Here is a 21,933-nt window from a genome sequence, read left to right as displayed (position 1 = left end):
GCTTCATACTGCCGAACCTTTCGCCGGTGCAACAACGCGGTGGTGCGCGTCGGCAGGGTCGGGTTCCGGCGCCCCGCCCAGCTTCTCTCCCTCGACGTCCAGGTTCGGCAGTATCCGGTCCAACCACTCCGGCAACCACCAGGCCTTGTCCCCGACCAGCGCGAGAACCGCCGGAACGATGGTCATCCGCACCACGAAGGCATCGACCGCGACCGCTGCCGCCAGCGCCACACCGATCTGCACGATATCGCTGGCCTCGCCGGTGGCGAACCCGGCGAACACACTCACCATGATGATCGCGGCCGCGGCCACCACCCGGGCGCCGTGGCCGAAACCGGCTCGAATCGACGAGGCCGCCGAGGCGCCATGGACATACTCCTCCCGCATCCGGGTCACCAGGAACACCTCGTAGTCCATGGCCAGCCCGAATACGACGCCGATAATGAAGATCGGCAGCATGCTCACCACGACATCGGTATCGCGGATGCCCAGCCATTCCAGGTGACCCCACTGGAAGGTGGCCACCAGAACACCGAAGGTCGCCGCCACGGTGAGCAGGAAACCCACCGTGGCCTTCAGCGGTACGACGATCGAGCGGAAAACCGTCATCAGCAGCAGGAACGACAGACCGACCACCACCAAGAGGTAGATCCACAGGGCGTCCGCCATCCGGTCGCTGAAATCGATGATGACGGCGGCGGTTCCGGTGACCGCGATCCGGGTGCCGAACTGGGCGACGCTGTCGGCGACACCGCCGCGCAGCCGCTGAACCAGTTGCTCGGTCTGTTCGCTGTCGGGTCCACTCGCCGGGACGACTCCGATGATGGCCGTATCGCCGGCCGGGTTGAATTCGGGCGGTGCGGCCATGGCGACCCCTTCGGTTACGGCCAGGGCGGCGTGCACCCGTCGCGCGGCGTCCTCGGGCCGTGGCGCGCCGGTGAGGTCGGCGACCACCAGCAGTGGGCCGTTGAATCCCGGGCCGAATCCTTCCGCTACCGCGTCGTAGGCCTGACGCTGCGTCGAATGCTCGGGATAGGTGCCCTGGTCCGGAACGCCGAGGCGCAGATCCAGCGCCGGAAACGTCAGGACACCGAGTCCGAGCAGCGCGACGGTCAGTGTCGTCACCGGCCGCCGGGTGGTCAGTGTCGCCCAGCGCTGCGCGAGAGTGCGCCGGCCGGTCGCGGCGGGCGGGGCATCTTCGGTCGATTGCCGGCGCCGGCCGCGCGGCAACACCCGCCGCCCGGCGAACCCGAGCAGCGCCGGCAGCAGGGTGACGGCCACCAGCACCGCGATGACCACGGTCACCGCGGCGGCAACCCCCATCTCGGTGAGCAGCCCGATCCCGACGACGCCGAGCCCGAGCAGCGCGATCACCACGGTCAGGCCGGCGAAGAGGACAGCGGATCCGGCGGTGCCCACCGCCCGGCCGATCGCCTCCTCGGGATCGGGGTTCCGGGTCAGTTCATGGGTGTAGCGGGAGACGATGAACAGCGCGTAGTCGATGCCGACGGCGAGACCGAGCATGAGCGCGAGGATCGGGGTCGTGACGCCGAGGTCGAGAAAGGCGGTGGCCGCGAGGATCCCCAGGAGGCCCACCGCGACGCCGGTGACCCCGGTGACCAGCGACATCCCCGCGGCGACCAGCGATCCCAGGGTGATCACCAGAACCACTGCGGCGATGAGCAATCCGACGAGTTCCTTGCTCACATCCGGCATCAGCTCCATCACATCCCCGCCGACCGCGATCCGCAGGTCGGCCGAACCACTCCGTTCGACCAGATCCATGAGCTCCTGGCGGCTCGAATCACGCACTGCCTCGAAGGACACCGCGTAGGTCACGTCGGCGACGGCGATCCGCCGATCCGCCGAGATCAGGCCGCTGTCGAACGGGGTCCGCACCGCCGCCACCTCGGCGGCCCCCGCGGCGGCGTCGACCACCTCGGTGATCCGCCGGCGCAGCGCGGGATCGGTCACCGTGCCGTTCTCGGCGACGAAGACGATCTGGGCGGACCCGCCGTCCAGCGGAACCTCGGCGAAACGCTCCGCCAGCAGATCGAGAGCTTCCTGGGATTGCGTGCCGGGCAGGCTCAAGGATGTCGCGGAAGGGGAGGCCAGGGTGGCGGCCCCTACTCCCAGGGCGGCCACGAGCAGCACCCAGAACAGGACCACGAGTCGTCGAGCGCGAAAACTGAACCGCCCGATCCGATACAGCAGGGTCGACATGACAGCCTCTCGAAATTGGTAGTTACTGTCTTATGACAGTAACTACCAATTTAGAGCGAGGCAATGCCAACCCGGTGGAATCCATCCACGATGGGAGTCGGCCCGGCCCGGGCACTACCGTTGTCCCCGGCGTGCCACGCGAGCCGCACACCGGCGACGCGGGAGAAACACCGGCTCCTTCGCGGGGCAGGTCGGGCGTATTCCGGATCCAGAGGGCAGGAGAGCATGAAGGCAGACCGGGAGCGGGCCGCGGAACCGGCACATCAGACGGTGTCCCGGGAATTGCGCCAGGGTATTGCCGCGGGCGACTATCGCGGCGGCGGCAAACTTCCGACCGAAGCGGAACTCGCGCAACGGTATCGGGTCAGCCGCCAGACGGTGCGCCGCGCCTTCCAGGATCTCGTCGCCGACGGGACGGTCTATCGCGTACCCGGCCGCGGCACGTTCGTCACCGAGTCCGAGGGCCATTACCTGCGTCATCACGGCTCGATCGAGGACCTGATGAACCTGTCCTCCGACACCACCATGGAGGTGCTCACACCGCTGCATCGCCGCGTCGATATCGAGGCCGCCGGCAGGCTACGACTCGATACCGACATCGTCTACACCGTTGCCTTCCGCCGCATACACGAAGGCGTTCCGTTCGTCCTGACCACGGTGCACCTGCCCGAGAACGTCGGCAAGCACATCGCCGGCCTCGCCGAGGTGGCTGCCGGCGGGGCCAGTTCCCATACCGTCATCGGGTTGCTCGAACCCCGTCTCGACAGCCCGATAGTCGAAGCCGCGCAGTCGATCACGGTGGCCGGTGCCGACAGCGAAGTCGCGGCCGGGCTGGGGTGCGAGCAGGGCCATCCCATGCTCCGGGTCGACCGGCTCTACTCGGACGCCACCGGCCGGCCCGTCGACCTGTCGGTCAGTTACTTCCTGCCCGAGCACTACACCTATCGGGTGACGCTGCGCCGCAGCACGCCCTGACATTCCACCCCGGTAGCGCGCTTCCACAACGCTGGAGGCGCGCTTTATTCATACCTCGAGCCGTTCTGTTTGTACGTACTTATGATAGAAATGACCGGACTTAATGGTTGCCACGACCGGACTCGGGAACAGATCGCCCGGCCCCGGTCCAGATCGCGCGCGAGGCACGGTCGCAGAGCGAGGAGGACGTCTTATGAGCCGGCTGTGCAGCACCGACGGATTGACCGAGGACCAGACCGAGATCATCAGAACGGTCCGCACCTTCGTAGAGAAGAAGATCCTCCCGGTGGCCACCGAGCTCGAACACGCCGACGAGTACCCGCAGGAAATCGTCGACGGGCTGAAGGAGCTGGGCGTTTTCGGGTTGATGATCCCCGAGGAGTACGGCGGACTGGGCGAGTCGCTGCTGACCTACGCGTTGTGCGTCGAAGAGATCGCCCGCGGGTGGATGAGCGTCTCGGGCGTGATCAACACCCACTTCATCGTCGCCTACATGCTCATGCGGCACGGTACCGACGAGCAGAAGCGGAAGTACCTGCCGAGAATGGCCACCGGTGAGGTGCGGGGCTCGTTCTCGATGTCGGAGCCCGGCCTGGGCTCGGATGTCGCCGCGATCAAGACCAGGGCGGTCCTGGGCGAGGACGGCTGGTACACGATCGACGGCCAGAAGATGTGGCTGACCAACGGCGGCACATCCAACCTCATCGCGGTGCTCGTGAAGAGCGACGAGGGCGCCGACAGCGTCTACAAGAACCTGACCACGTTCTTGATCGAGAAGGAGGCCGGCTACGGCGAGACCGCCCCGGGCCTGACCATCCCCGGCAAGATCGACAAGATGGGATACAAGGGGGTCGACACCACCGAGGCCGTCTTCGCGGGTCACCGGGTTCCGGCCGGCCAGGTCCTCGGCGGGGTGCCGGGCAAAGGCTTCTACCACATGATGGACGGTGTCGAGGTCGGCCGCGTCAATGTCGCCGCCCGGGCCTGCGGAATCGCGCTGCGGGCTTTCGAACTGGCGATCGCCTACGCTCAGCAGCGCGAGACCTTCGGTAAGCGGATCGCCGATCATCAGGCGATCCTGTTCCGCCTCGCGGAGATGGCCACCAAGGTCGAGGCCGCCCACGCGATGATGGTCAAGGCCGCCCGGCTCAAGGACACCGGCGAACGCAACGACGTGGGCGCCGGTATGGCCAAGATGCTCGCCGCGGAGTACTGCAACGAGGTCGTCCAGGACTCCTTCCGCATCCACGGCGGTTACGGCTACTCCAAGGAGTACGAGATCGAGCGCCTCTACCGCGAGGCCGCCTTCATGCTGATCGGCGAGGGCACCTCCGATATCCAGAAGATGATCATCGGCCGCGCGCTGCTCGCGGACTACCGGATCTAGGCCCGCGCCGAGCCGGAACCCCCTCGTCCGGCGACCGATCCACGCGTCAACGCTCGCGGGTGTGCGCGACATAGACGTCACAGTGCGCCCGGCTCGCCACATCACGCGCGATGCTGCCGAGGACGCGGGCGAAGCCCTGGACCCGTTTGTTGCCGACGACGATGAGATCCGCGGCGCGTTGCTCGGCGACCCGGACCAGCACCTCCCCGGGCTGCCCCTGGATCGCGTGCGCGTGCAGGACGATCGTCTGGCGCTGCGCCTGCAGGGCCCGTACCACCTCGACGGCCGTGCGCCGGGCCTCGTCCTCGGTCGACCGGACGAGCTCATCGCTGCCCTGCCGGAACCGCTCGATCTCCAGGCGCTCGTACGCGCAGACCACGTGGAGTTCGGCGCCCAGCGCCTCGGCCAACCGCGCGGCCCGCTCCGCCGCACGCGCTGCGGTGGGGCTGCCGTCCACACCGGTGACGATCGTCTTCATCCCGTACCTCTTCTCGCTGCTCTTCGCGGCATCGGGCGATGCCGTACCCGGCGCCTGCCCGGGAGTACCACGCCGGACAGCCGCACGACCTCTCGACAGAATACTGAGTCATACTATATTTTCTATAGATTATGACCTCCGAGACAGCTCAGGCACCCGTTCATCAGGAGCAACCGGGCCCCGGGGTCACCGTCCTGAGAATCAACCGCCCACACCGCCGCAACGCCCTCGACGCACCCACCGTGGAGCTGCTGCGAGCCGGTCTCGCCGACGCCGGCCGACGCCGGGACGCGGCCGTGGTCATCACCGGGGGCGACGAATTCTTCTCGTCCGGAGGCGATGTGGCATCGATGCCCGGGCCCGAGGACGGCCTACTCGCCCCCGCGGCACGGTTGGCTCTGATCCACGACCTGGTGACATCCATGGTGCGCGCCGACCAGGTGATCGTCGCCGCCGTCGAGCGGTACACGATCGGTGCCGCCTGGGGCATCGTCCTCGCCTGCGACCTGGTCGTCGCCGGGGATGACGCCTACTTCAAGGCCCCCTTCGCCGCCCGTGGCCTCACGGCCGACGCCGGGACGGCCTACCACCTTCCGCGCCGGCTGGGACAACAGCGCGCCGCGGCCCACCTCTTCCTCGGCGAGCCGCTCACCGCCCGGGACGCCCGAGCGGCGGGGCTGGTCACGGAAACCGTGGCGTCCGGAAGCGCGACCGCGCGGGCCGTCGAGCTCGCCACCGTGCTGGCGGCCGGCCCGACCCAATCGAACGCCGTCACCAAGTCACTGCTCGCCCAGGACCGCGCGGACCTCGCCCAGTTCCTGGCCAACGAACGCACCGCCATGGCCCTGGCGAATCACGGGACCAATGCACAGGAAGGCCGGCGGGCCTACCTCGAACGACGGGAGCCACGCTTCTCATGAGCACCACCCCCCTGACCCATCTCCAGGTGGTCGAATGCGCCACCTTCGTAGCCGGACCCTCCTGCGGCATGAACCTCGCGCAGCTGGGGGCCGAGGTGATCCGGGTCGACCTCCCCGGTGGCGGCAGCGACCACCTGCGCTGGCCGCTGGCCCACACCGGTGCCAGCCTCTACTGGGCAAACCTCAACAAGGGGAAGCGGTCGGTCGCGCTGGACTACCGCACACCGGAGGGACGAGAACTGCTGCTGGCGCTCTGCACCAGGCCTGGACCGGGCGCAGGCATCCTCGTCGACAATGTGGCCGGGCGGCACCGGGTGACCCACGAGGATCTCACCGGTCGGCGCCCCGACGCGATCTCGGTGCACGTGCTCGGGTTCCCCGACGGGCGTCCCGCGGTCGATTACACGGTGAACGCCGCAGTCGGCGTCCCGGACATGACGGGACCGGGCGGTCCCGCGGCACCGGTCAACCATGTCCTGCCGGCCTGGGACCTGCTCACGGGCGCTTCCGCCGCTCTCGGCGTACTGGCCGCGGTGAGCCGGCGCGAGCAGACCGGTGCGGGGTCGCGCCTCGACATCGCGCTGGCCGACGTGGCCCTGTCCGCGGTGGGAGCGCTGGGCTGGCTGTCCGAGGCCGAGCAGCACGGGGACCGCGCGCCGCACGGCAACCATCTCTACGGCAGTTTCGGCACCGACTTCGCCACCGCCGACGGCCGGCGCGTCATGGTCGTCGCCCTGACCGAGGGGCAGTGGCGCGCACTCTGCGAGGTCACCGGGACCGCGCCGGTCTTCGCGGCCCTCGAGACCGCACTCGACACCGACCTGCGGCACGAGTCCGCGCGTTACGAGCTCCGCGAGACCATCGCCTCGATCCTGCGTCCCTGGTTCGCGGCGCGCTCCCTCGACGAGCTGACCGACCGGCTGAACCGGGCCCGGGTGCTGTGGGGTCCCTACCGGTCGATGGGTGAGGCCGCCGCGCTGGCCCGCGCGGATACGGGTTCGGTGGCGCGGCCGGTCGACCAACCCGGGATCGGGGAGATGCTGGCCACCGGGAATCCGCTCCGTTGGGAAAACCGCCTCGCGGCTCCCGTATCCGCTCCACGCCTCGGCGCCGACACCGAGGAAGTGCTGGCACGAGAGCTGGGTCTGGCCGGACACGAGATCGGCCGCCTGCACGACCTCCGGGTGGTGGAATGCGGCCCGGAGGGCGCTTCTCCCTCATGACGCAGTCACCTCCGATCGTCGAACCCGCCCTCCGCTCCGCCCCGACTTACCCTCCGCAGCACCGACAGGAAGGCCCCTCATGACCGCGCTCCTCACCGACAAGACCGCCGTCGTCACCGGCGGCGCCCAGGGCATCGGCCTGGCCATCGCCCGGCTGTACCTCGAGCACGGCGCCCGGGTCGTCATCGGCGACCTGGACGAAGCCGCCGCGCGGGCCGCCGTCGAGGAGCTCGGCCGCGACCGGGCCCGCGCCGTGCGGTGTGATGTCGTCGACGCCGCACAGGTACAGGCCCTGGTCGATACGGCCGTCACCGATTTCGGTTCCCTCGACATCTTCGTCAACAATGCCGGTATCACCCGGGACGCGACCATGCGCACCATGACCGAGGACGACTTCGACCTCGTCGTGCAGGTCCACCTGAAGGGCACCTGGAACGGCACCCGGCTGGCCGCGGCCCGGATGCGGGAACAGAAGTCGGGCGCGATCGTCAACATCTCCTCGCTGTCCGGGAAGGTCGGGATGGTCGGCCAGACCAACTACTCGGCCGCCAAGGCCGGGATCGTGGGGCTCACCAAGGCGGCGGCCAAGGAGATGGCACACCACGGAGTGCGCATCAACGCGATCCAGCCGGGGCTGATCAGGTCGGCGATGACCGAGGCGATGCCGCAGAAGGCGTGGGACCAGAAGATGGCGGAGATTCCGATGCAGCGGCCGGGTGAGCCGCACGAGGTCGCCGGTGCCGCCCTGTTCTACGCCTCGTCCCTGTCCTCCTATATGACCGGCACCGTGGCCGAGGTGACCGGCGGGCGGTTCATGTGAGCGCGCCGCGGGAGAGCGTCGTCGACCGCGTCGTCGACCCGGTCGCGGCGGCCGGCCTGGCCGGCCTGCTCGGTGCGACGGACCTGGACCTGCGGGCAGGCGCTCCACTGCCACCCCTGTGGCACTGGGCCACACTCTCCCGGTGGCCGGCCCCCCACGCGCTGGGACCGGACGGGCATCCCCGCCGGGGGACCGGCATCATGCCGGACGTCGCCCTGCCACGGCGGATGTTCGGCGGCGGCAGCCTCACCTTTCACGCTCCGTTACCGGTGGGCGCCGAGGTCGCCGTGACCTCGCGCGCCTCGGAACCGCGGGAGCGGGACGGCCGCACCGGCCCCCTGATCCTGGTCGACCTGACCGTCCGGGTGCACGACCGGACCGGCACCCTGCTCCTGGAGGAGATCCAGCACATCGTCTACACCGGCACGCGGCAGGAGCCGGTGACCGTCGAGCCCGCGCCCGCGCCACTCACCGCGGAGCTGATCGGTCCACTCCGGAGCACCGAGGAAGGTGAGACGAGGTGGGACCTGCGCACCGATCCGGTGCACCTGGCCCGGTTCAGCGCGCTCACCGCCAACCCGCACCGGATCCATCTCGACTGGCCCTATGCGACCGGAGTCGAGGGCTACCCGGGCCTGGTCGTCCACGGCCCGCTCATGGCGGTGGCGCTGGCGGAGGCGGCCCGGCGCGCCGGCGGCGCCCCGCCCCGGACGCTCCGGCACCGTGGTCTGGCCCCGCTGTTCTGCGGCGAGCCGGCGGAGCTGGTGGCGCGGCCGGGGACGAGCCCGGTGCTGGAGGTCGTCTCCCCCGGGTCCCGCGTCCACGCCCGCCTCGAGTTCGACCCCGCACCGACCCGGCCGAGCAACCATCCCCGAGAGTCGTGATGCGATACCTCCGCCTTCGCTCCGGCCTCCGCGAACCGCATGAACCCCGCACAAGAGGAGAATCGTGATGCGATACCTCCGCCTTCGCTCCGGCCTCCGCGAACCGCATGAACCCTGCACAAGAGGAGAATCGTGAACGAGGCTGTCATCTGTGAGCCACTGCGCACCCCCATCGGGGGGTACGGTGGCGCCTTCCGTCCGCTGACCGCGGTGGATCTGGGAGTCACTGTGCTCCGTGAACTCGTCGCGCGTGGCCTGCCGGCCGATGCCGTCGACGACGTCATCCTGGGGAACTGCAATCCCAACAGTGAAGCACCGGCAATCGGCCGGGTGGTCGCTCTCACCGCCGGCCTGCCGGTCACGGTGCCGGGTCAGCAGATCGACCGTCGGTGCGGCTCCGGTCTCCAGGCGATCCTCAACGCGGCGATGATGGTGCAGACCGGAGCGGCCCGGGTGGTGGTCGCGGGCGGCACCGAGAGCATGAGCAATGTGCCGTTCTACACCACCGACGCCCGCTGGGGCGCAGCCCGCAGCGGGATGACGATGCACGATGGGCTGGCCCGCGCCCGCACCACGGCCGGCGGACCCGACTATCCCGTCCCCGGCGGGATGATCGAGACGGCGGAGAACGTTCGGCGCGAATACGGCATCACTCGCGAAGCGCAGGACGCGCTGGCGCTGGAATCCCATCGCCGCGCCGTGGCCGCCCAGGCATCCGGGGTGTTCGCGGAGGAGATCGTGCCCGTGACGGTGCCCGGGCGGCGCGGCGCGACGGTCGTCGATACCGACGAACATCCGCGCGCCGACACCAGCCCGGAATCCCTGGCCGCGCTCCGGCCGATCATGGGGCGGACCCTCGACGACGCCACGGTCACCGCGGGCAATGCCAGCGGACAGAACGATGCCGCGGCGCTGTGCGTGGTCACCACGCCGGAGCGGGCGGCCGAGCTGGGTCTGCGCCCGCTGGTCCGGCTGGTGTCCTGGGCCGTGGCGGGTGTCCCCCCGCGCACCATGGGTATGGGTCCGGTGCCGGCCACCGCGGCCGCCCTGGAGCGCGCCGGACTCACGCCGGCCGATATGGATCTGATCGAGCTCAACGAAGCCTTCGCGGCCCAGGCCCTCGCGGTGCTGCAGGAGTGGAAGCTGAGCGAGAGCGACCGCGCGCGAGTGAACGCGCACGGCTCCGGTATTTCCCTGGGCCACCCCGTGGGCGCCACCGGAGCGCGGCTGGTCGGCACCCTGGCACGCCAGCTCACCCGCACCGGCGGCCGTTACGGCCTCGCCACCCTGTGCATCGGCGGCGGCCAGGGGCTGGCGGCCGTGGTCGAACGGGTCACGGTATGAGCGCGGCCGGGCCCGCCGTCGTCCGCACCCGGGCCGAGCTCGAGACGCTCGTGGGTGTCGAGCTCGGCCCGGGCCCGTGGGTCACGGTGGACCAGGAGCGCATCGACCTCTTCGCCCGCGCGACAGGGGACCACCAGTGGATCCACGTCGACGCCGAGCGTGCCGCCCGGGGCCCGTACGGCCGCACCATCGCCCACGGCTACCTGACGCTCTCCCTCATTTCCGCCCTCGCCGAGGACCTCTACGAGTTCCGCCTCGGGACGGCCCGGCTCAACTACGGTCTGGACAAGGTGCGCTTCCCCAGCCCTGTCCCGGTCGGCAGCGAGGTACGGCTGCGCTGCACCGTCGCCGAGGTGATCCCCCGGGCGGACGCACTGCTGGTGCCCATCGATTTCACTGTGGACCTGGCCGGGAGTGAGCGGCCGGCCTGCGTGGCCCGCAAGATGTCGTTGGTCCTGCTCACCTGAAGACGCCCTCCGCACTCCCCGTCCACGGGGAAGAGGCCGACCCCGGACAAGGCACGGTCGCCGCAACCTCCCTCATCGAGGTTGCGGCGACCGTGTGAACACGAGCCGGGGCCGATTCTTTCGCGTGCCGGGTCGTCAGCCGAAGGCGAACATCTTGTTCCAGCGGGCCACGATGTCGCGGCCGCGGGTCCGCGCGTCCTCCGGGGTGTACACCACGAAGCCCTCGTCATCGGCCTTCGGCAACTGGTACTGACCGGTCGGGACCTGGTCGATATCGGTGCGGGAACTCACGAAACCCTGTGCCGCCGCGAACTCCTGGCCGGAGCGGGACATGGTCCAGTTCATGAAGAGCCGCGCCGCCGGGCTGTTCGCACCCGCCGCGGTCAATCCCTGCATATTGAAGGTGCCGGAAACTCCCTTCGCCGGGACCACCAGCTCGATGGGAGCTCCGGCCTCCTCGGCACCGTAGGTGCTGTTGAAGCCGATCGTGGCCACCTCGATCTCCCCGCGGGCCAGTGCGTCGAGCTGGACCGAGGTGGTGTCGAAGATCCGCGGCTCCTGGGCGGCGAGACCGCTCCAGTAGTCCGCACCCAGGACGCGCTCCTGGAAATCGGCGAGGCCCTGCACGGTGCCACCGGCGCCGGCGTTCACCACGCCCACCTTGCCCTTCCACTTCGGGTCGAGCAGGTCCTCCCAGGCGGCGGGGGCGTCGTCCTTCTCGACCGCGAGGTCGTTGTAGGCGAACGCGTAGGCCGAGTAGTAGACGGTGTAGTACTCACCGTCTTTCCAGACCACATCCCCCATCTCGGCCAGCTTGTCGTAGGTGGGTGTCCGGTAGGGGGCGAAGACACCCGCGGCGGCGAAGCCCTCGGCGAGAATCGGGTCGGTGATGGTGACCACCCCGGCCGACAGGCGGCCGGCGCCGTGTTCGCTGAGCACCCGCTCGTTGAGCTTGCCCGACGGCAGCCGGGTCATATTGACGTGGACCCCGGTCTCGGCCTCGAACCGGGCCGCGGTGAGCCCGGCGCTCTCCGCGCCCGACGCCGTGTACCAGTTGAGCGTTTCCCCGCGGGCCGCCGCCAGCAGTCCGGCGTCGGCGATCTCTTCGCCGTGGACGACGAGCCCGGCGGAGTCGTCGATCACGGGCATCGGCAGCATCGCCGCGGCGACGGCCACGTCATCCGTCCTCCCCGCACCCCCGCCGCACGCGGCGAGTGAGGCGCTGAGGAGCAGGGCGGCTACGGCGGCGCCCCATCGGGTGAGCTTCATGGTTCTAATTCCTTCTCGAAGCGGTCGTCGTCACTGGCGGGCCAGTCGGCGCGGGATATAGGACAGGACGAACATGAAGGCGGTGTAGATCACGCTCATCGCGGCGGCCTGCCGCAGCGCGCCACCGTTCTCGAACGCGTCGTAGATGGCGATCGAGAGGATCTCGGTCTCGCTGGTGTAGAGGAACAGCGGCACGGTGAGTTCACGCATGCTGAGCATCAGCAGCAGCAGGAACGTGGAGAGCAGGCCCACCTTCATCAGTGGCACCGTGATGCGGGTGACGGCCGTGGTGCGCCGCGCGCCGAGCATCACCGCACTGTCCTCGAGGTCGCGGTCGGTGGCCATGATGGACGAGGCCACACCCCGGAAACCCTGCGGCGCCTGGACCGCCAGGAACGCCACGACCAGCACGGCGAGCGTTCCGTAGAGCGGTACGGGCAGCACCAGCCAGGTCCACAGCAGCCCCATACCGAGAACCACCGCGGGGATGGCCAGCGGCATCATCGACACGGTCTCGACCAGGGTCCGCCCGGATGCCTTCGACCGATAGACCACATAGCCGCAGAGGAAGGCCAGGACGGTGCCCGCGACAGCGGCGAAGACACTGACCACCGCGCTGTTGAACGCGGCCGCGCGGAACCCGGACGACCCCAGGACCTCGCCGAAGGAGCTGAAGTCCAGCCCGCCGGACGCGGTCAGCTGGCTCAGGGAGGTCAGGTAGGGCGAGGTCTGGCCGGCGGCGACCAGCAGCGCCAGAATGGGCAGGACGATCGAGAGGCCGAAGAAGCCGAAGGTGAGCAGGAAGACCGGAATACGCGCCCGGCCCAGGGCGAACTTCTTCTGCCGCACTCCCTTTCCGGTGACGGTCGTGAAAGAGCGTTTCCTGAGTGCCCGGTTCTGCAGCCATGTCACCAGGACGACGATCGTGACCAGCACCACCGCGATGGCGGCACTCTCGTTGCCTCGCGACGGGGTGGCGTTGAGCAGCCGGAAGATGAAGGTGGGCAGCGTATCGACCCCACCGGGCGTCCCCAGGACCTGGGCCACCGGGAAGTTCTCGAAGATCAGCGTGAAGGTGAGGATCGCCGAACCGATCAGCGCGGGCAGCGCGAGTGGGAAGGAGACCCGGCTCAGCATCCGGCGCGGTGTCGCGCCGTGAATACGGGCGGCTTCCTCGAGGTCCGGGCTCATCATCGACATCGCGCCGTGGACCAGGAGGAAGGTGTACGGCGAGTAGTACATCGCGAAGACGAAGATCATCCCGGGCAGCGAGTAGACGTCGAACGGCACCGACAACCCGACGTCACGCTGGGCGATATTGAGGAGACCGGCGACCGGGCTGCCCAGAATCGACCAGGCCAGGGCGCCCACATAGGACGGCAGGAACAGTGGCATCAGGCCGATCAGGTAGACGAACTTCGGGAACGGAATATCCGAGCGGGCCGCCAGGAAGGCCAGGCCGCCGCCGATCGCGCAGGCGAGCACGGTGGCGCTCACGGCCAGCACCAGTGAGTTGACGAAGGCCTCCTGCACCTGGGGTGCGGAGAAGATGCGGAAGTTGTCCAGGGTCAGATCGAAGCCGATGTTTCCCGGACGCGGCACGCTCGAGCTCAGGGCGGCGAGCAGGACCAGCGCGGCGGGCAGCACGATCAGCACCGCGAGCACCACCAGCAGCGCGCCCGAGGGCAGCCATCTCTTCCGCCACGGAAGGGTGGAGCGCCCCGCGATCGCGGGCTTCTGCCCGGGAGGCAGCTGCGCCTCGGGGGCCGAGGTCATGAGCGCCATATCAGGATTCCTCTCCGGGCGTGGGCACCTCACCGGGCAGGACCCGGACATACTTGGGATCGGCCGCGACCACGACGCGGTCGTCCTTGCGGAGCAGACCGGCCGTCTCCTCGTAGCTCTGTACCTCGATCACCGGTCCGGCGTCCAGCCGCACCGAGCACCGGGCGAACGACCCCTGGAAGACGCTGATCTCGACCGTGCCGAGCCAGGTGTTCGGCCGTTCCGGGGCCGAGTCCCGGTCGTCGACCGGGCCGAGGCGCACATGCTCGGGCCGGATACAGACACTCAGGTCGCTCGTATCGCCCGGAAGATCCGTGCCGAAAGCGATTTCGAGGTCGTGCTCCCGGAGCCGGAGCCGGTCGGAGCTTCCCGTCGGCGGCCGGACCGGGAAAATGTTGGAGACGCCGAGGAATGCCGCGATGGAGGCCGAGGCGGGGGCCCGGTAGGTGTCCTGCGGGTCTGCCAGCTGGGAGATCCGGCCGCCCTGCATGATGGCGATCCGGTCCGCCAGGGCCAGCGCCTCACCCTGGTCGTGAGTGACGTAGATGCAGGTGAGACCGAGTTCCAGTTGGAGTCGGCGCAACTCGACCCGCAGGTCCTCCCGCAACCGGGCGTCCAGGTTGGAGAGAGGCTCGTCGAGGAGCATCACCGCCGGTTCCATGGCGAGGCTGCGGGCCAGGGCGACCCGCTGCATCTGCCCGCCGGACAGCATGCTCGCGCCACGCGCGGCGAGGTGCGCGAGGCCGACGAGCTCCAGGGTCTCCAGCGCCTTGGCCCGCCGCTCGGCCTTCGGGCGCTTCTTCATCTCGAGGGGGAAGGCCACATTGTCCAGCACGGTCATATGGGGCCATACGGCGTAGGACTGGAAGACCAGGCCCACATTGCGCTTGTTCGGCGCGAGGTTGACCTTCCGTCCCGCGTCGAAGACCGTCGTGCCCCCGATACCGATGGTGCCGCTGCTGGGGTCTTCCAGACCGGCCACGCAGCGCATGGTGCTGGTCTTGCCGCACCCGGACTGCCCGAGCAGCACCAGGGACTCGCCGTCCTGGATGTGGAGGTCGAGATGCCTGACGGCGGTGAACTCACCGAAGGTGAGCGAGAGGTCGTCGATGCGCACGTCCATGGGGATCACTGGCTCCTGCGGGGATGAAATCTTGGACAGAGTCGCCGGCCGGCCGACGGTCGGGGGCGGGAGGGGAATGGGGGCACGGGTGGGCTCACCTCTCCTGGGACAGGCGGACGAGAGCATCCAGGGCGATCGCGCCCCGGCCCCGCGGAAGCACCGCGAGGGGATTGACCTCGGCCTCGACCACGTCGGGTCGTTCCGCCGCCAATCGCGAGACGCGGACCACGGCGTCGACCAGGGCGTCGAGGTCACCCTCGGGCTTACCACGGAAACCCCGCGCGATCGCCGTCGCCTTGACCTCGTCCACCATCTCCCGGGCCACTTCCGCGGTGACCGGCGCCAGCCGCAGCGCCGAATCCTCGTAGATCTCGGTGTACACGCCGCCCGCGGCCAGCAGGACCAGCGGTCCGACGGTCGGACTCACCCGGTAGCCGACCAACGCTTCGAACACCGTCTCCTCGATCATCTCCTGCACGAGAAAACGGTCGACCGGCACCGTGGCGTCGTAGTCCGCGACGGCGGCGACGATAGTGGAAGCCGCCGCGCGCAGCCCGGCCCGGTCCTCGACGCCCAGGACCACTGCCCCGGCGTCGGACTTGTGCGGCAACCGATCGGAGAGTGCCTTGACCACCACGGGAAATCGCGGCTCGACCTCGGGCACGCCGTCCACGCCGCACGTCGTCGTGACCGGGAAACGGAGGCCGAGGGACGCGAGGACCGCCGCCGAGGAGGCCTCGTCGAGGCCGTGGGTGTCCGCCGGGAGCTCGGTCCGCCGCGCCCGGAAAGTCGCCGGGTCCACCGCTCGGCGGCCCAGGGTCGCGGCCACGGCCTGGGCACACGCCTCCGCGGTGCGGAACGCCGGAACGCCCGCCTCGTGCAGCCGGCGGACCGACTCCAGTGCGTCCGGGAGGGCCCAGGCGGCCACCGGGACCGGGCCCGCGGCGTGCTCGGCGATCGCGCTCACGGCCAGTTCCGGGTTGAGCCGCGCCGACGAGCCGATGACGAAGAGTACGAGGTCGAACTCACCGCTCGCCCGGAGCACCTGCAGGGCCCCGTCGACCAGATCGTGCCGGGTGCCGGCGAGGGTGAGGTCGACGATCAGGCTCTCCGCCACGTCGAGTCCCAGCTCCTCGAGCCGGGCGAAAACTTTCCGGCTCGGCCGGGTCACCGCGACGCCCAGCGTCTCCAGCTGGTCCACCAGGATCGCCGCCCCACCTCCGGTGGAGGTGATAACGGCCACCCGGCGGCCGGCTGCCGTGGTGGGTGGGCCGACGCGGCGCTGGAGTGCTTCGGTCTCGATCAGCGCCTCGAAGTTGTCGACCCGGGCGAAACCGCAGGCCCGGAAGAACGCGTCGGCCTCGTCGTCCGCACCGGAGAGAGCGCCGGTGTGGGAGACGGCGAGTGCCGCGGCGGCATCGCTGCGGCCGAGCTTGTAGACGGTGACCGGTTTCCGGCGGGCCGCCGCGTCGACCGCGAAGGCCGCCAGGTCCGCCGCGTGCTCCAACGACTCCATGAAAAGGGTGTACGAGCCGATCTCGGGGTCGTCCAGTGTCGCCGCGCAGATCTCCCCCAACGTCAGGTCGACCTCGGAGCCGGTGGAGACGAAGCCGGAGAAACCCAGTCCGCGGGCTTTGGCGCGCGTCATCAGCGCGCCGATGACACTGCCCGATTGCGAGGCCACGAAGGACGAGCCGACCGGGATCCCCTCCTCCGCGAAGGCGGCGTTGGCCGTGAGCATCAGCCCATTGCGCGGGTTGACGACGCCGATGCTGTTGGGGCCGATGACGCGCACGCCGTACTCCGCCGCCACCGCCAGCAGCGCACGCAGCCGCTCGGCACCCTCGCCGAGTTCACCGAAACCGCCGGACAGCACCGTGACGAGCGGGACACCCGCCCGGCCGCAGTCCCGGACGGCTTCGACGACCAGCCGGGTGTCGGCCACGATGAAGACGTGGTCGGGTACCTCCGGGAGGGCGGCGATATCGGGCCAGGCCTGCTCCCCCAGCACCGTCTCCCGGCGCGGGTTGACCGGGTATACCGCACCGGCGAAGCCCTGCCGGCGCAGGAACCGCAGCGGTCGGGCGGTGGTTTTACGCACGTCGTCGGACGCGCCGATGATCGCCACCGAGCGGGGGGCCAGCAGTGCCCGGCCCAGATCCGCCCGATCCGGCATCCGCGCCTCGACGACCTGGTCGGTCGACTGCGTCATGGCTGCTTCCTCACGTACGAGTCGGTGCGGGAGATGACGTCGAGGGACTCGAACGCCCACAGATCGGCGGCCAGCTTCTCGGCGACCCCGGTCCCGAGGACGGGCCCGGCGAGCCGGACGAATTTGGCCGTCATCTCCGCGTCGGTGACCGGGTTGCCGGGCTCCCCGTAGGGGGTCTCCACCCGGTGCGAGAGGACCCGGCCGTCGTGCAGCCGCAGCTCCACCGAGGCGGGACGCAGCCGCGGGTATTCCCGGTCCGCCTGCGCGTCGGCCACGACCTCGACCCTGGTGGCGAAGTCGCGGATCCGGGGGTCCCGGCGGGCCTGCTCGCCGAACTCGGTCAGGCCGACCTCGTCGTGGGCCAGGGCGGTGGCGAGCGCGAACGGGATGCTCATCTGGGCGTCCAGGAGCGAGTCCACGACGGTCGCCGCGTGATGGGAGGCGACCGTGTAGGTCCGTACGGTCGCCCCGGCGACCTCGTCGAGGCCGATCGGCTGCGCGGCGCGTAACGCCAGGACCGCGTCGAGCGGACCGTGCAGATGCCGGCACGAGGGGTAGGGCTTGACGTAGGAGTTCAGGACCACCCAGTCCCGGCCCAGCCCGTCGAGCAGGACGCCCGCGTCGAAGCCGCCGGCGGCGAACGCGTCCACATAACCGTGCGGCGTCTCCAGGATGGAACGGGGACCGGTCACCCCGGCCGCCGCCAGCTCGACACTCGCTATCGCGTCCCGCGCGGCCTTACCCGGGTGGACCCGCTTCACCTCGGCCGATTTGCCGAGGAAGGCGAAGAGCCCACCGGCGTGCGACGCGGCGATACCGAGGGCGTCGTGGACGCGGTCGGCGTCCAGCCCGTGCAGCACCGCGACCCCGCAGGTGGCGCCGAGCACACCCGCCAGCGGTGTGTTGTGGAAGTGGTTGCGCCAGGTCGTCGGGTGACCCGCCGCCGCGAGCCGCGAGATCGCCTCCAGTGCCACCGCCAGGGCCCGCGTCGTGGTCACGGTATCGCTGCCCAGCGCCTCCGCCGCGGCCAGTACCGCCGGGAAGCCGACGCTGCTGGGATGGACCGAACCCGGCGTGTAGCCGTCGTCCACCTCGAGGCTGTGGCAGCTGGTCCCGTTGAGCAGTGCGGCGCCCGGCGCGGAGACCCGGCCGAGGCCGACCGCGGTGGCCCCCGCCCCGCCGTAGGTCGCCGCGACGTGACCGGCGACCGCGCGGGCGACATCGGTGGCCGACCCGGGCACCACCGCCGCCAGATAGTCCACCAGCAGTCGCCGCACATGGTGCTCCACCGTCGCGGGCAGTTCTGCGGTGGCGGAGTCGACCACCCAGGCGACGAGGGCGTCGGTGGCGCCGTCCAGCGAGGTGGCCTTGCGTGTTTGTGCCGCGGTGCTCATCGGGCCACCGCCCCGGCGCGCTGGTCGAAACGGCGCCCGAAAATCGACTGGGCGATGGTGTTCTTCAGGATTTCGACCGAACCGCCCGCGATCATCCAGCCGCGGGTACGCCGCACGATGTACTCCAGCGGGAACTCCTGGGAGTAGCCGCTCGCGCCGAAGACCTGCATGGCCTCGTTGGCGACGGCGAAGGCGGTGCGGTTGGCGTGCAGTTTCGCGATCGCCGCCTCGTTCGAGTCCGGGGTGCCGGCGTCGGCGCCTGCCACCGCGCGCAGCAGCAGCATCTTGGCGGCATCCAGCTCGACCTTCATATCGGCGAACTTCCACTGCAGGCCCTGGAACTCACAGAGGTTCTTCCCGAACTGCGTCCGGGTCGACGCGTGCTCGACCGCCATGTCGTATGCCTTCTCCGCGAGCGCGAGCGCTCGCGAGGCATTTCCCATCCGCTCCACGCCGAAGACGGACAGCATTTTCTTCAGCGCCCCGCTGTCGGCCAGGACGTACTCCTTGGGCACCTTGCATTCGTCGAAGTAGAGCTGGCAGTGCGATTCCCCGGACATGTGGTACTCGCGTTTGCCCCGGCTGAACCCCGGCGAGTCGAACGGGACCAGTACCGCCCCGATATCCCGGGAACTCGGGCCGAAGCGGCACCAGACCACCGAGTGGGTGGCGTCCGGCCCGTGCGAGTTCCAGCATTTCTGGCCGTTGAGGACGACATGATCGCCCTCGATTCGCGCGGTGGTCCGCAGGTCGGTCAGCGCGCTTCCGGCTTCCGGCTCGCTCATCCCGGCCGTCACCAGCGCGTCCCCGGCCAGGAACCGCGGCAGCACTTCGGCTTTCACATAGTCGGAACCGAAGTTGGCCACCTGCCGGATGGCACCGAAATTACTGGCCTGGAGCGCGTCGGCGCTGTGCGGGCACACCTTGGTGATCGCCATCATGACGAGGACGGCGTCCAGCAGGGACGCGCCCTGTCCGCCGAGCTCGACGGGCAGCGTGAGACCGGTGAGGTCGTGCTCGGCCAGGACTTTGAGGCTGTCCCAGGCGAACTCCGTGCGCGTGAAGGCGCGTTCGCCGAACTCGCGCTGGGCGAGTTTGGTCACCGACTCGACGAGGGCGGTCTGTTCGGGAGTGAGGCTGAAATCCATCTAGGGGTTCCTGTTCGTCTCTCGTTACGGTCGGGGTGTCGTAGTGCTGTGATCGAGGACGGCCGCCAGGGCGGGCGCGTCGAGTCCGGGCAATCGGTCGGCCAGCTGCCGAAGTTCGGCGACGGCGCGATCGGGGTCGGTGTGCGCGCCGACCCGCAGGCAGGAGCCGGCCTTGCGGGTGAGTGCCGCCCAGGTCGTGCCACCAGCGCCGGGCATCGGCGCCTCGGCGGTGGCGTGGGCGCCGTCGGTCGTCCGGACCTCGACGCGGGCGCCGGTCATCACCGAACTCTCCGGTAGGTCCTGCGCGACGGTGATCCGGGCGGCCGCCGCGGCGATCTCGGGGTTGCCGAGGTCGCCGCCGTGCAGGGTGGTCAGGTCGTAGCGCCCGGTGACCCAGAGCGCCGCGAGTTGCCACGGAATGGAGAACTGGGCGTCCACCAGGGGGACACCGCGATCCTGGTAGGGCCTGGCGACCAGCGAATACGCCGATCCCTCCGGGACGTGCACCCGCACCTGCTCGACCTCGTCCCAGCGCGGATGCCGGTCGCGCAGGCTCTCCGCGGCCGCAAGTGCCGCATGCGTATAACGGCAGGCGGGATAGGGTTTCACCGCGACCCAGCGGCCTTCGAAGTCACCGGTGAACAGGTCGTCCCAGCGCACACCGGAGCCCGGCGCGAGCCCGAAATCGCCCGACAACCACCCGCTCGGGCCTTCGATGCCCTGGGCGGCCAGCGCGGCCGCGGTGATACCGAACTGCGCGGCCAGCCCCGGCTGGATCCGCTTGGCGACCGAACCGTCGACCACGGCCTGCCGGGTGCCGGGCGCCAGCGCAGCACCGAGGGAGAGCGCCACGGCGTGCTCCACCTTGTCGGCGGGCAGTCCCCAGACGGTGGCGGCAGCCGCCGCGGCCGCGAGGGAGCCGAGCCCCGCCGTACGGATCACGCCGGTGCGCGGGCCGGTCACCCGGGCCAGCCGGGAGAGGAGATGCACGCCGGTGACCAGGCCGTCGGCGACGCTCGCGCCGTTCGCCCCGGCAGTGGCGGCGGCCGCCAGGACGGCCGGCACCACAACGCTCGCGGTGTGCACCACCGCCTCGTCGTGTGTGTCGTCGAAATCCCAGGCGTGGATGAGTGTGGAGATCGCCACCACGGCGGCCGGCGCGGACAGTCGCAGATCGGTCCACGGGACCCGGACCTCGCCACGCCCCACCGCGGCGAGACCGGCGAGGACTCGCTGGGCATCCTGCGATGCCGTACCCGCCGCGGCGAGCGCGAGAGCGTCGACGAGCAGCAGCCGGAGCTGTTCGCGGTCGGGGTCGGTCAACTGTGTCCATCGCCGGTTGGGAATTTCGGCCACCGGGTGCCTCCTGGTGCGATTGCGGTCCGGCCCGTGACGTCGATCACGTGAGCCGGGTCATAACCCTGACAGAGAGCGCTCGGTCGCGTCAATATGTTCTATAGAATCTTTTTTCTGATCTATCGAATATTGCCGTGTTAGGCTGAGGCTCCCCAGTCAGTCGGCGTTCCGGCGTGCCGGCGCCAGACGACCGAGTCCGATCAGGAGCCGACCGCAGTGACCCAGACCAACGCACCCCTGCCGCAGAGCCGTACGGCCTACGTGCTGGAGCGCCTGAGGGCCGACATGGACGCAGGCGTGATCAACCCCGGCGACCAACTCCGCCAGACCGCCATTGCCAAGCGATACGGCGTGAGCCCCACCCCCGTCCGCGAGGCGCTCCGAATCCTCGCCGCCGACGGCGCCGTCGACTACACCAGTCACCGCGGCGCCACCGTCCGCGACTTCACGCCGCAGATGGCCCAGGATCTCTACCGGATGCGCGCCGAACTCGAGGGGCTCGCCTGCGAGATCGCCTGCGAGCGCATGACCGACGACGACTTCCGGGCGGTCCTCCGAGCCAACGAGACCCTGGTGAACGCCACGGCCGCCGGCGAGGATCCGGCCCGGCTCTCCGTCCTCAACCGCGAACTGCACTTCGCCATCTACGCCGGTACCTCGGCGGCGGTGGTCGACTCGGTCCGGCACCTGTGGGAACGGTTCAAACCCTCCGTCACCCTGTGGGGCGTCCAGTCCTTCTGCCAGGCGCTGGACCAGGATCACGACCTGATCCTGGCGGCGCTCGAGCGCCGCGACGGGGCCGCGGCCCGCGCCGCCATGCGCGACCACGTCCTGCACGCCTGGGAGCTACGCCAGACCGACACGGACCTCAGAGCCGACGGGGCCGAAGGAGCCACCCCGGTCGCCGCCGAGGCCGGACGCTGAC

Annotated in this window: 18 protein-coding genes; 9 read left to right on the top strand and 9 right to left on the bottom strand. The window is 70.0% G+C overall.

The window, feature by feature from the left end; genetic code table 11:
* Positions 1 to 3: 3 nt before the first annotated feature.
* Entirely contained in the window at positions 4 to 2,223 is a 2,220-nt protein-coding gene (locus AB0H42_RS27745; RefSeq protein ID WP_357061213.1) for an MMPL family transporter, read from the bottom strand.
* Between the two features lie 225 nt (positions 2,224 to 2,448).
* On the opposite strand from AB0H42_RS27745, the gene AB0H42_RS27740 reads away from it, so the two are divergent.
* Positions 2,449 to 3,198, top strand: a complete 750-nt coding sequence (locus AB0H42_RS27740; protein WP_357061211.1) for a GntR family transcriptional regulator — start codon at positions 2,449 to 2,451, stop codon at positions 3,196 to 3,198.
* A 193-nt stretch (positions 3,199 to 3,391) separates the two neighbouring features.
* On the top strand, positions 3,392 to 4,585 hold the full coding sequence (locus AB0H42_RS27735) for an acyl-CoA dehydrogenase family protein (RefSeq protein ID WP_357061208.1): 1,194 nt from the start codon (positions 3,392 to 3,394) through the stop codon (positions 4,583 to 4,585).
* 46 nt (positions 4,586 to 4,631) lie between these two features.
* On the opposite strand, the gene AB0H42_RS27730 is transcribed toward AB0H42_RS27735, so the two are convergent.
* Positions 4,632 to 5,063 (bottom strand): universal stress protein, encoded by a 432-nt coding sequence (locus AB0H42_RS27730; RefSeq protein ID WP_357061205.1) that lies wholly within the window; start codon positions 5,061 to 5,063, stop codon positions 4,632 to 4,634.
* Positions 5,064 to 5,194: 131 nt separating this feature from the next.
* Between AB0H42_RS27730 and AB0H42_RS27725 the strand changes: the two genes are divergently transcribed.
* From AB0H42_RS27725 to AB0H42_RS27700, 6 genes are all read left to right on the top strand, one after another.
* The gene (locus AB0H42_RS27725) at positions 5,195 to 5,983 is read left to right on the top strand and encodes an enoyl-CoA hydratase/isomerase family protein (RefSeq protein WP_357061203.1); all 789 of its coding nucleotides are present in this window, start codon (positions 5,195 to 5,197) and stop codon (positions 5,981 to 5,983) included.
* Entirely contained in the window at positions 5,980 to 7,206 is a 1,227-nt protein-coding gene (locus AB0H42_RS27720; protein WP_357061200.1) for a CoA transferase, read from the top strand. Before AB0H42_RS27725 ends, AB0H42_RS27720 begins: the two co-directional genes overlap by 4 nt.
* Positions 7,207 to 7,285: 79 nt before the next feature.
* Positions 7,286 to 8,026, top strand: a complete 741-nt coding sequence (gene fabG, locus AB0H42_RS27715; RefSeq protein WP_357061198.1) for a 3-oxoacyl-ACP reductase FabG — start codon at positions 7,286 to 7,288, stop codon at positions 8,024 to 8,026.
* Positions 8,023 to 8,910: a MaoC family dehydratase N-terminal domain-containing protein gene (locus AB0H42_RS27710; protein WP_357061196.1), complete on the top strand. Its 888-nt coding sequence runs from the start codon at positions 8,023 to 8,025 to the stop codon at positions 8,908 to 8,910. Before fabG ends, AB0H42_RS27710 begins: the two co-directional genes overlap by 4 nt.
* A 132-nt stretch (positions 8,911 to 9,042) precedes the next feature.
* The gene (locus tag AB0H42_RS27705) at positions 9,043 to 10,254 is read left to right on the top strand and encodes an acetyl-CoA C-acetyltransferase (protein WP_357061193.1); all 1,212 of its coding nucleotides are present in this window, start codon (positions 9,043 to 9,045) and stop codon (positions 10,252 to 10,254) included.
* Positions 10,251 to 10,721 carry a MaoC family dehydratase gene (locus tag AB0H42_RS27700; protein ID WP_357061190.1) on the top strand — a complete coding sequence of 157 codons (471 nt, stop codon included), beginning with the start codon at positions 10,251 to 10,253 and terminating at the stop codon, positions 10,719 to 10,721. Before AB0H42_RS27705 ends, AB0H42_RS27700 begins: the two co-directional genes overlap by 4 nt.
* A 135-nt stretch (positions 10,722 to 10,856) precedes the next feature.
* Here AB0H42_RS27700 and AB0H42_RS27695 read toward each other — a convergent pair whose 3' ends face one another.
* The 7 genes from AB0H42_RS27695 to AB0H42_RS27665 all read right to left on the bottom strand — a co-directional run bounded on the left by AB0H42_RS27695 (position 10,857) and on the right by AB0H42_RS27665 (position 21,008).
* Positions 10,857 to 11,990, bottom strand: coding sequence for an extracellular solute-binding protein (locus tag AB0H42_RS27695; protein ID WP_357061187.1), 1,134 nt, complete (start codon positions 11,988 to 11,990; stop codon positions 10,857 to 10,859).
* A 30-nt stretch (positions 11,991 to 12,020) separates the two neighbouring features.
* Positions 12,021 to 13,775: an iron ABC transporter permease gene (locus AB0H42_RS27690; RefSeq protein ID WP_357061185.1), complete on the bottom strand. Its 1,755-nt coding sequence runs from the start codon at positions 13,773 to 13,775 to the stop codon at positions 12,021 to 12,023.
* A gap of 1 nt (position 13,776) precedes the next feature.
* Positions 13,777 to 14,898: an ABC transporter ATP-binding protein gene (locus AB0H42_RS27685; RefSeq protein WP_357061182.1), complete on the bottom strand. Its 1,122-nt coding sequence runs from the start codon at positions 14,896 to 14,898 to the stop codon at positions 13,777 to 13,779.
* Positions 14,899 to 14,992: 94 nt separating this feature from the next.
* Complete coding sequence (locus AB0H42_RS27680) at positions 14,993 to 17,110, bottom strand: acetate--CoA ligase family protein (RefSeq protein WP_357061180.1); 2,118 nt, start codon at positions 17,108 to 17,110, stop codon at positions 14,993 to 14,995.
* Positions 17,107 to 18,504, bottom strand: coding sequence for an MmgE/PrpD family protein (locus AB0H42_RS27675; protein WP_357061178.1), 1,398 nt, complete (start codon positions 18,502 to 18,504; stop codon positions 17,107 to 17,109). The genes AB0H42_RS27680 and AB0H42_RS27675 overlap by 4 nt, the downstream gene beginning before the upstream one ends.
* Positions 18,501 to 19,652 carry an acyl-CoA dehydrogenase family protein gene (locus tag AB0H42_RS27670; RefSeq protein ID WP_357061175.1) on the bottom strand — a complete coding sequence of 384 codons (1,152 nt, stop codon included), beginning with the start codon at positions 19,650 to 19,652 and terminating at the stop codon, positions 18,501 to 18,503. Before AB0H42_RS27670 ends, AB0H42_RS27675 begins: the two co-directional genes overlap by 4 nt.
* Positions 19,653 to 19,676: 24 nt before the next feature.
* Positions 19,677 to 21,008, bottom strand: a complete 1,332-nt coding sequence (locus AB0H42_RS27665) for an MmgE/PrpD family protein (RefSeq protein WP_357061172.1) — start codon at positions 21,006 to 21,008, stop codon at positions 19,677 to 19,679.
* A 216-nt stretch (positions 21,009 to 21,224) separates the two neighbouring features.
* Here AB0H42_RS27665 and AB0H42_RS27660 point away from each other — a divergent pair, with 216 nt between their 5' ends.
* Positions 21,225 to 21,932, top strand: a complete 708-nt coding sequence (locus AB0H42_RS27660) for a GntR family transcriptional regulator (RefSeq protein ID WP_357061170.1) — start codon at positions 21,225 to 21,227, stop codon at positions 21,930 to 21,932.
* Position 21,933 lies beyond the last annotated feature (1 nt).

The organism is Nocardia sp. NPDC050799, assembly GCF_040654015.1.
GTDB lineage: Bacteria > Actinomycetota > Actinomycetes > Mycobacteriales > Mycobacteriaceae > Nocardia.
The sequence above is the reverse complement of the archived record's forward strand: the minus strand, read 5'-3'. Positions and strand labels throughout refer to the sequence as shown.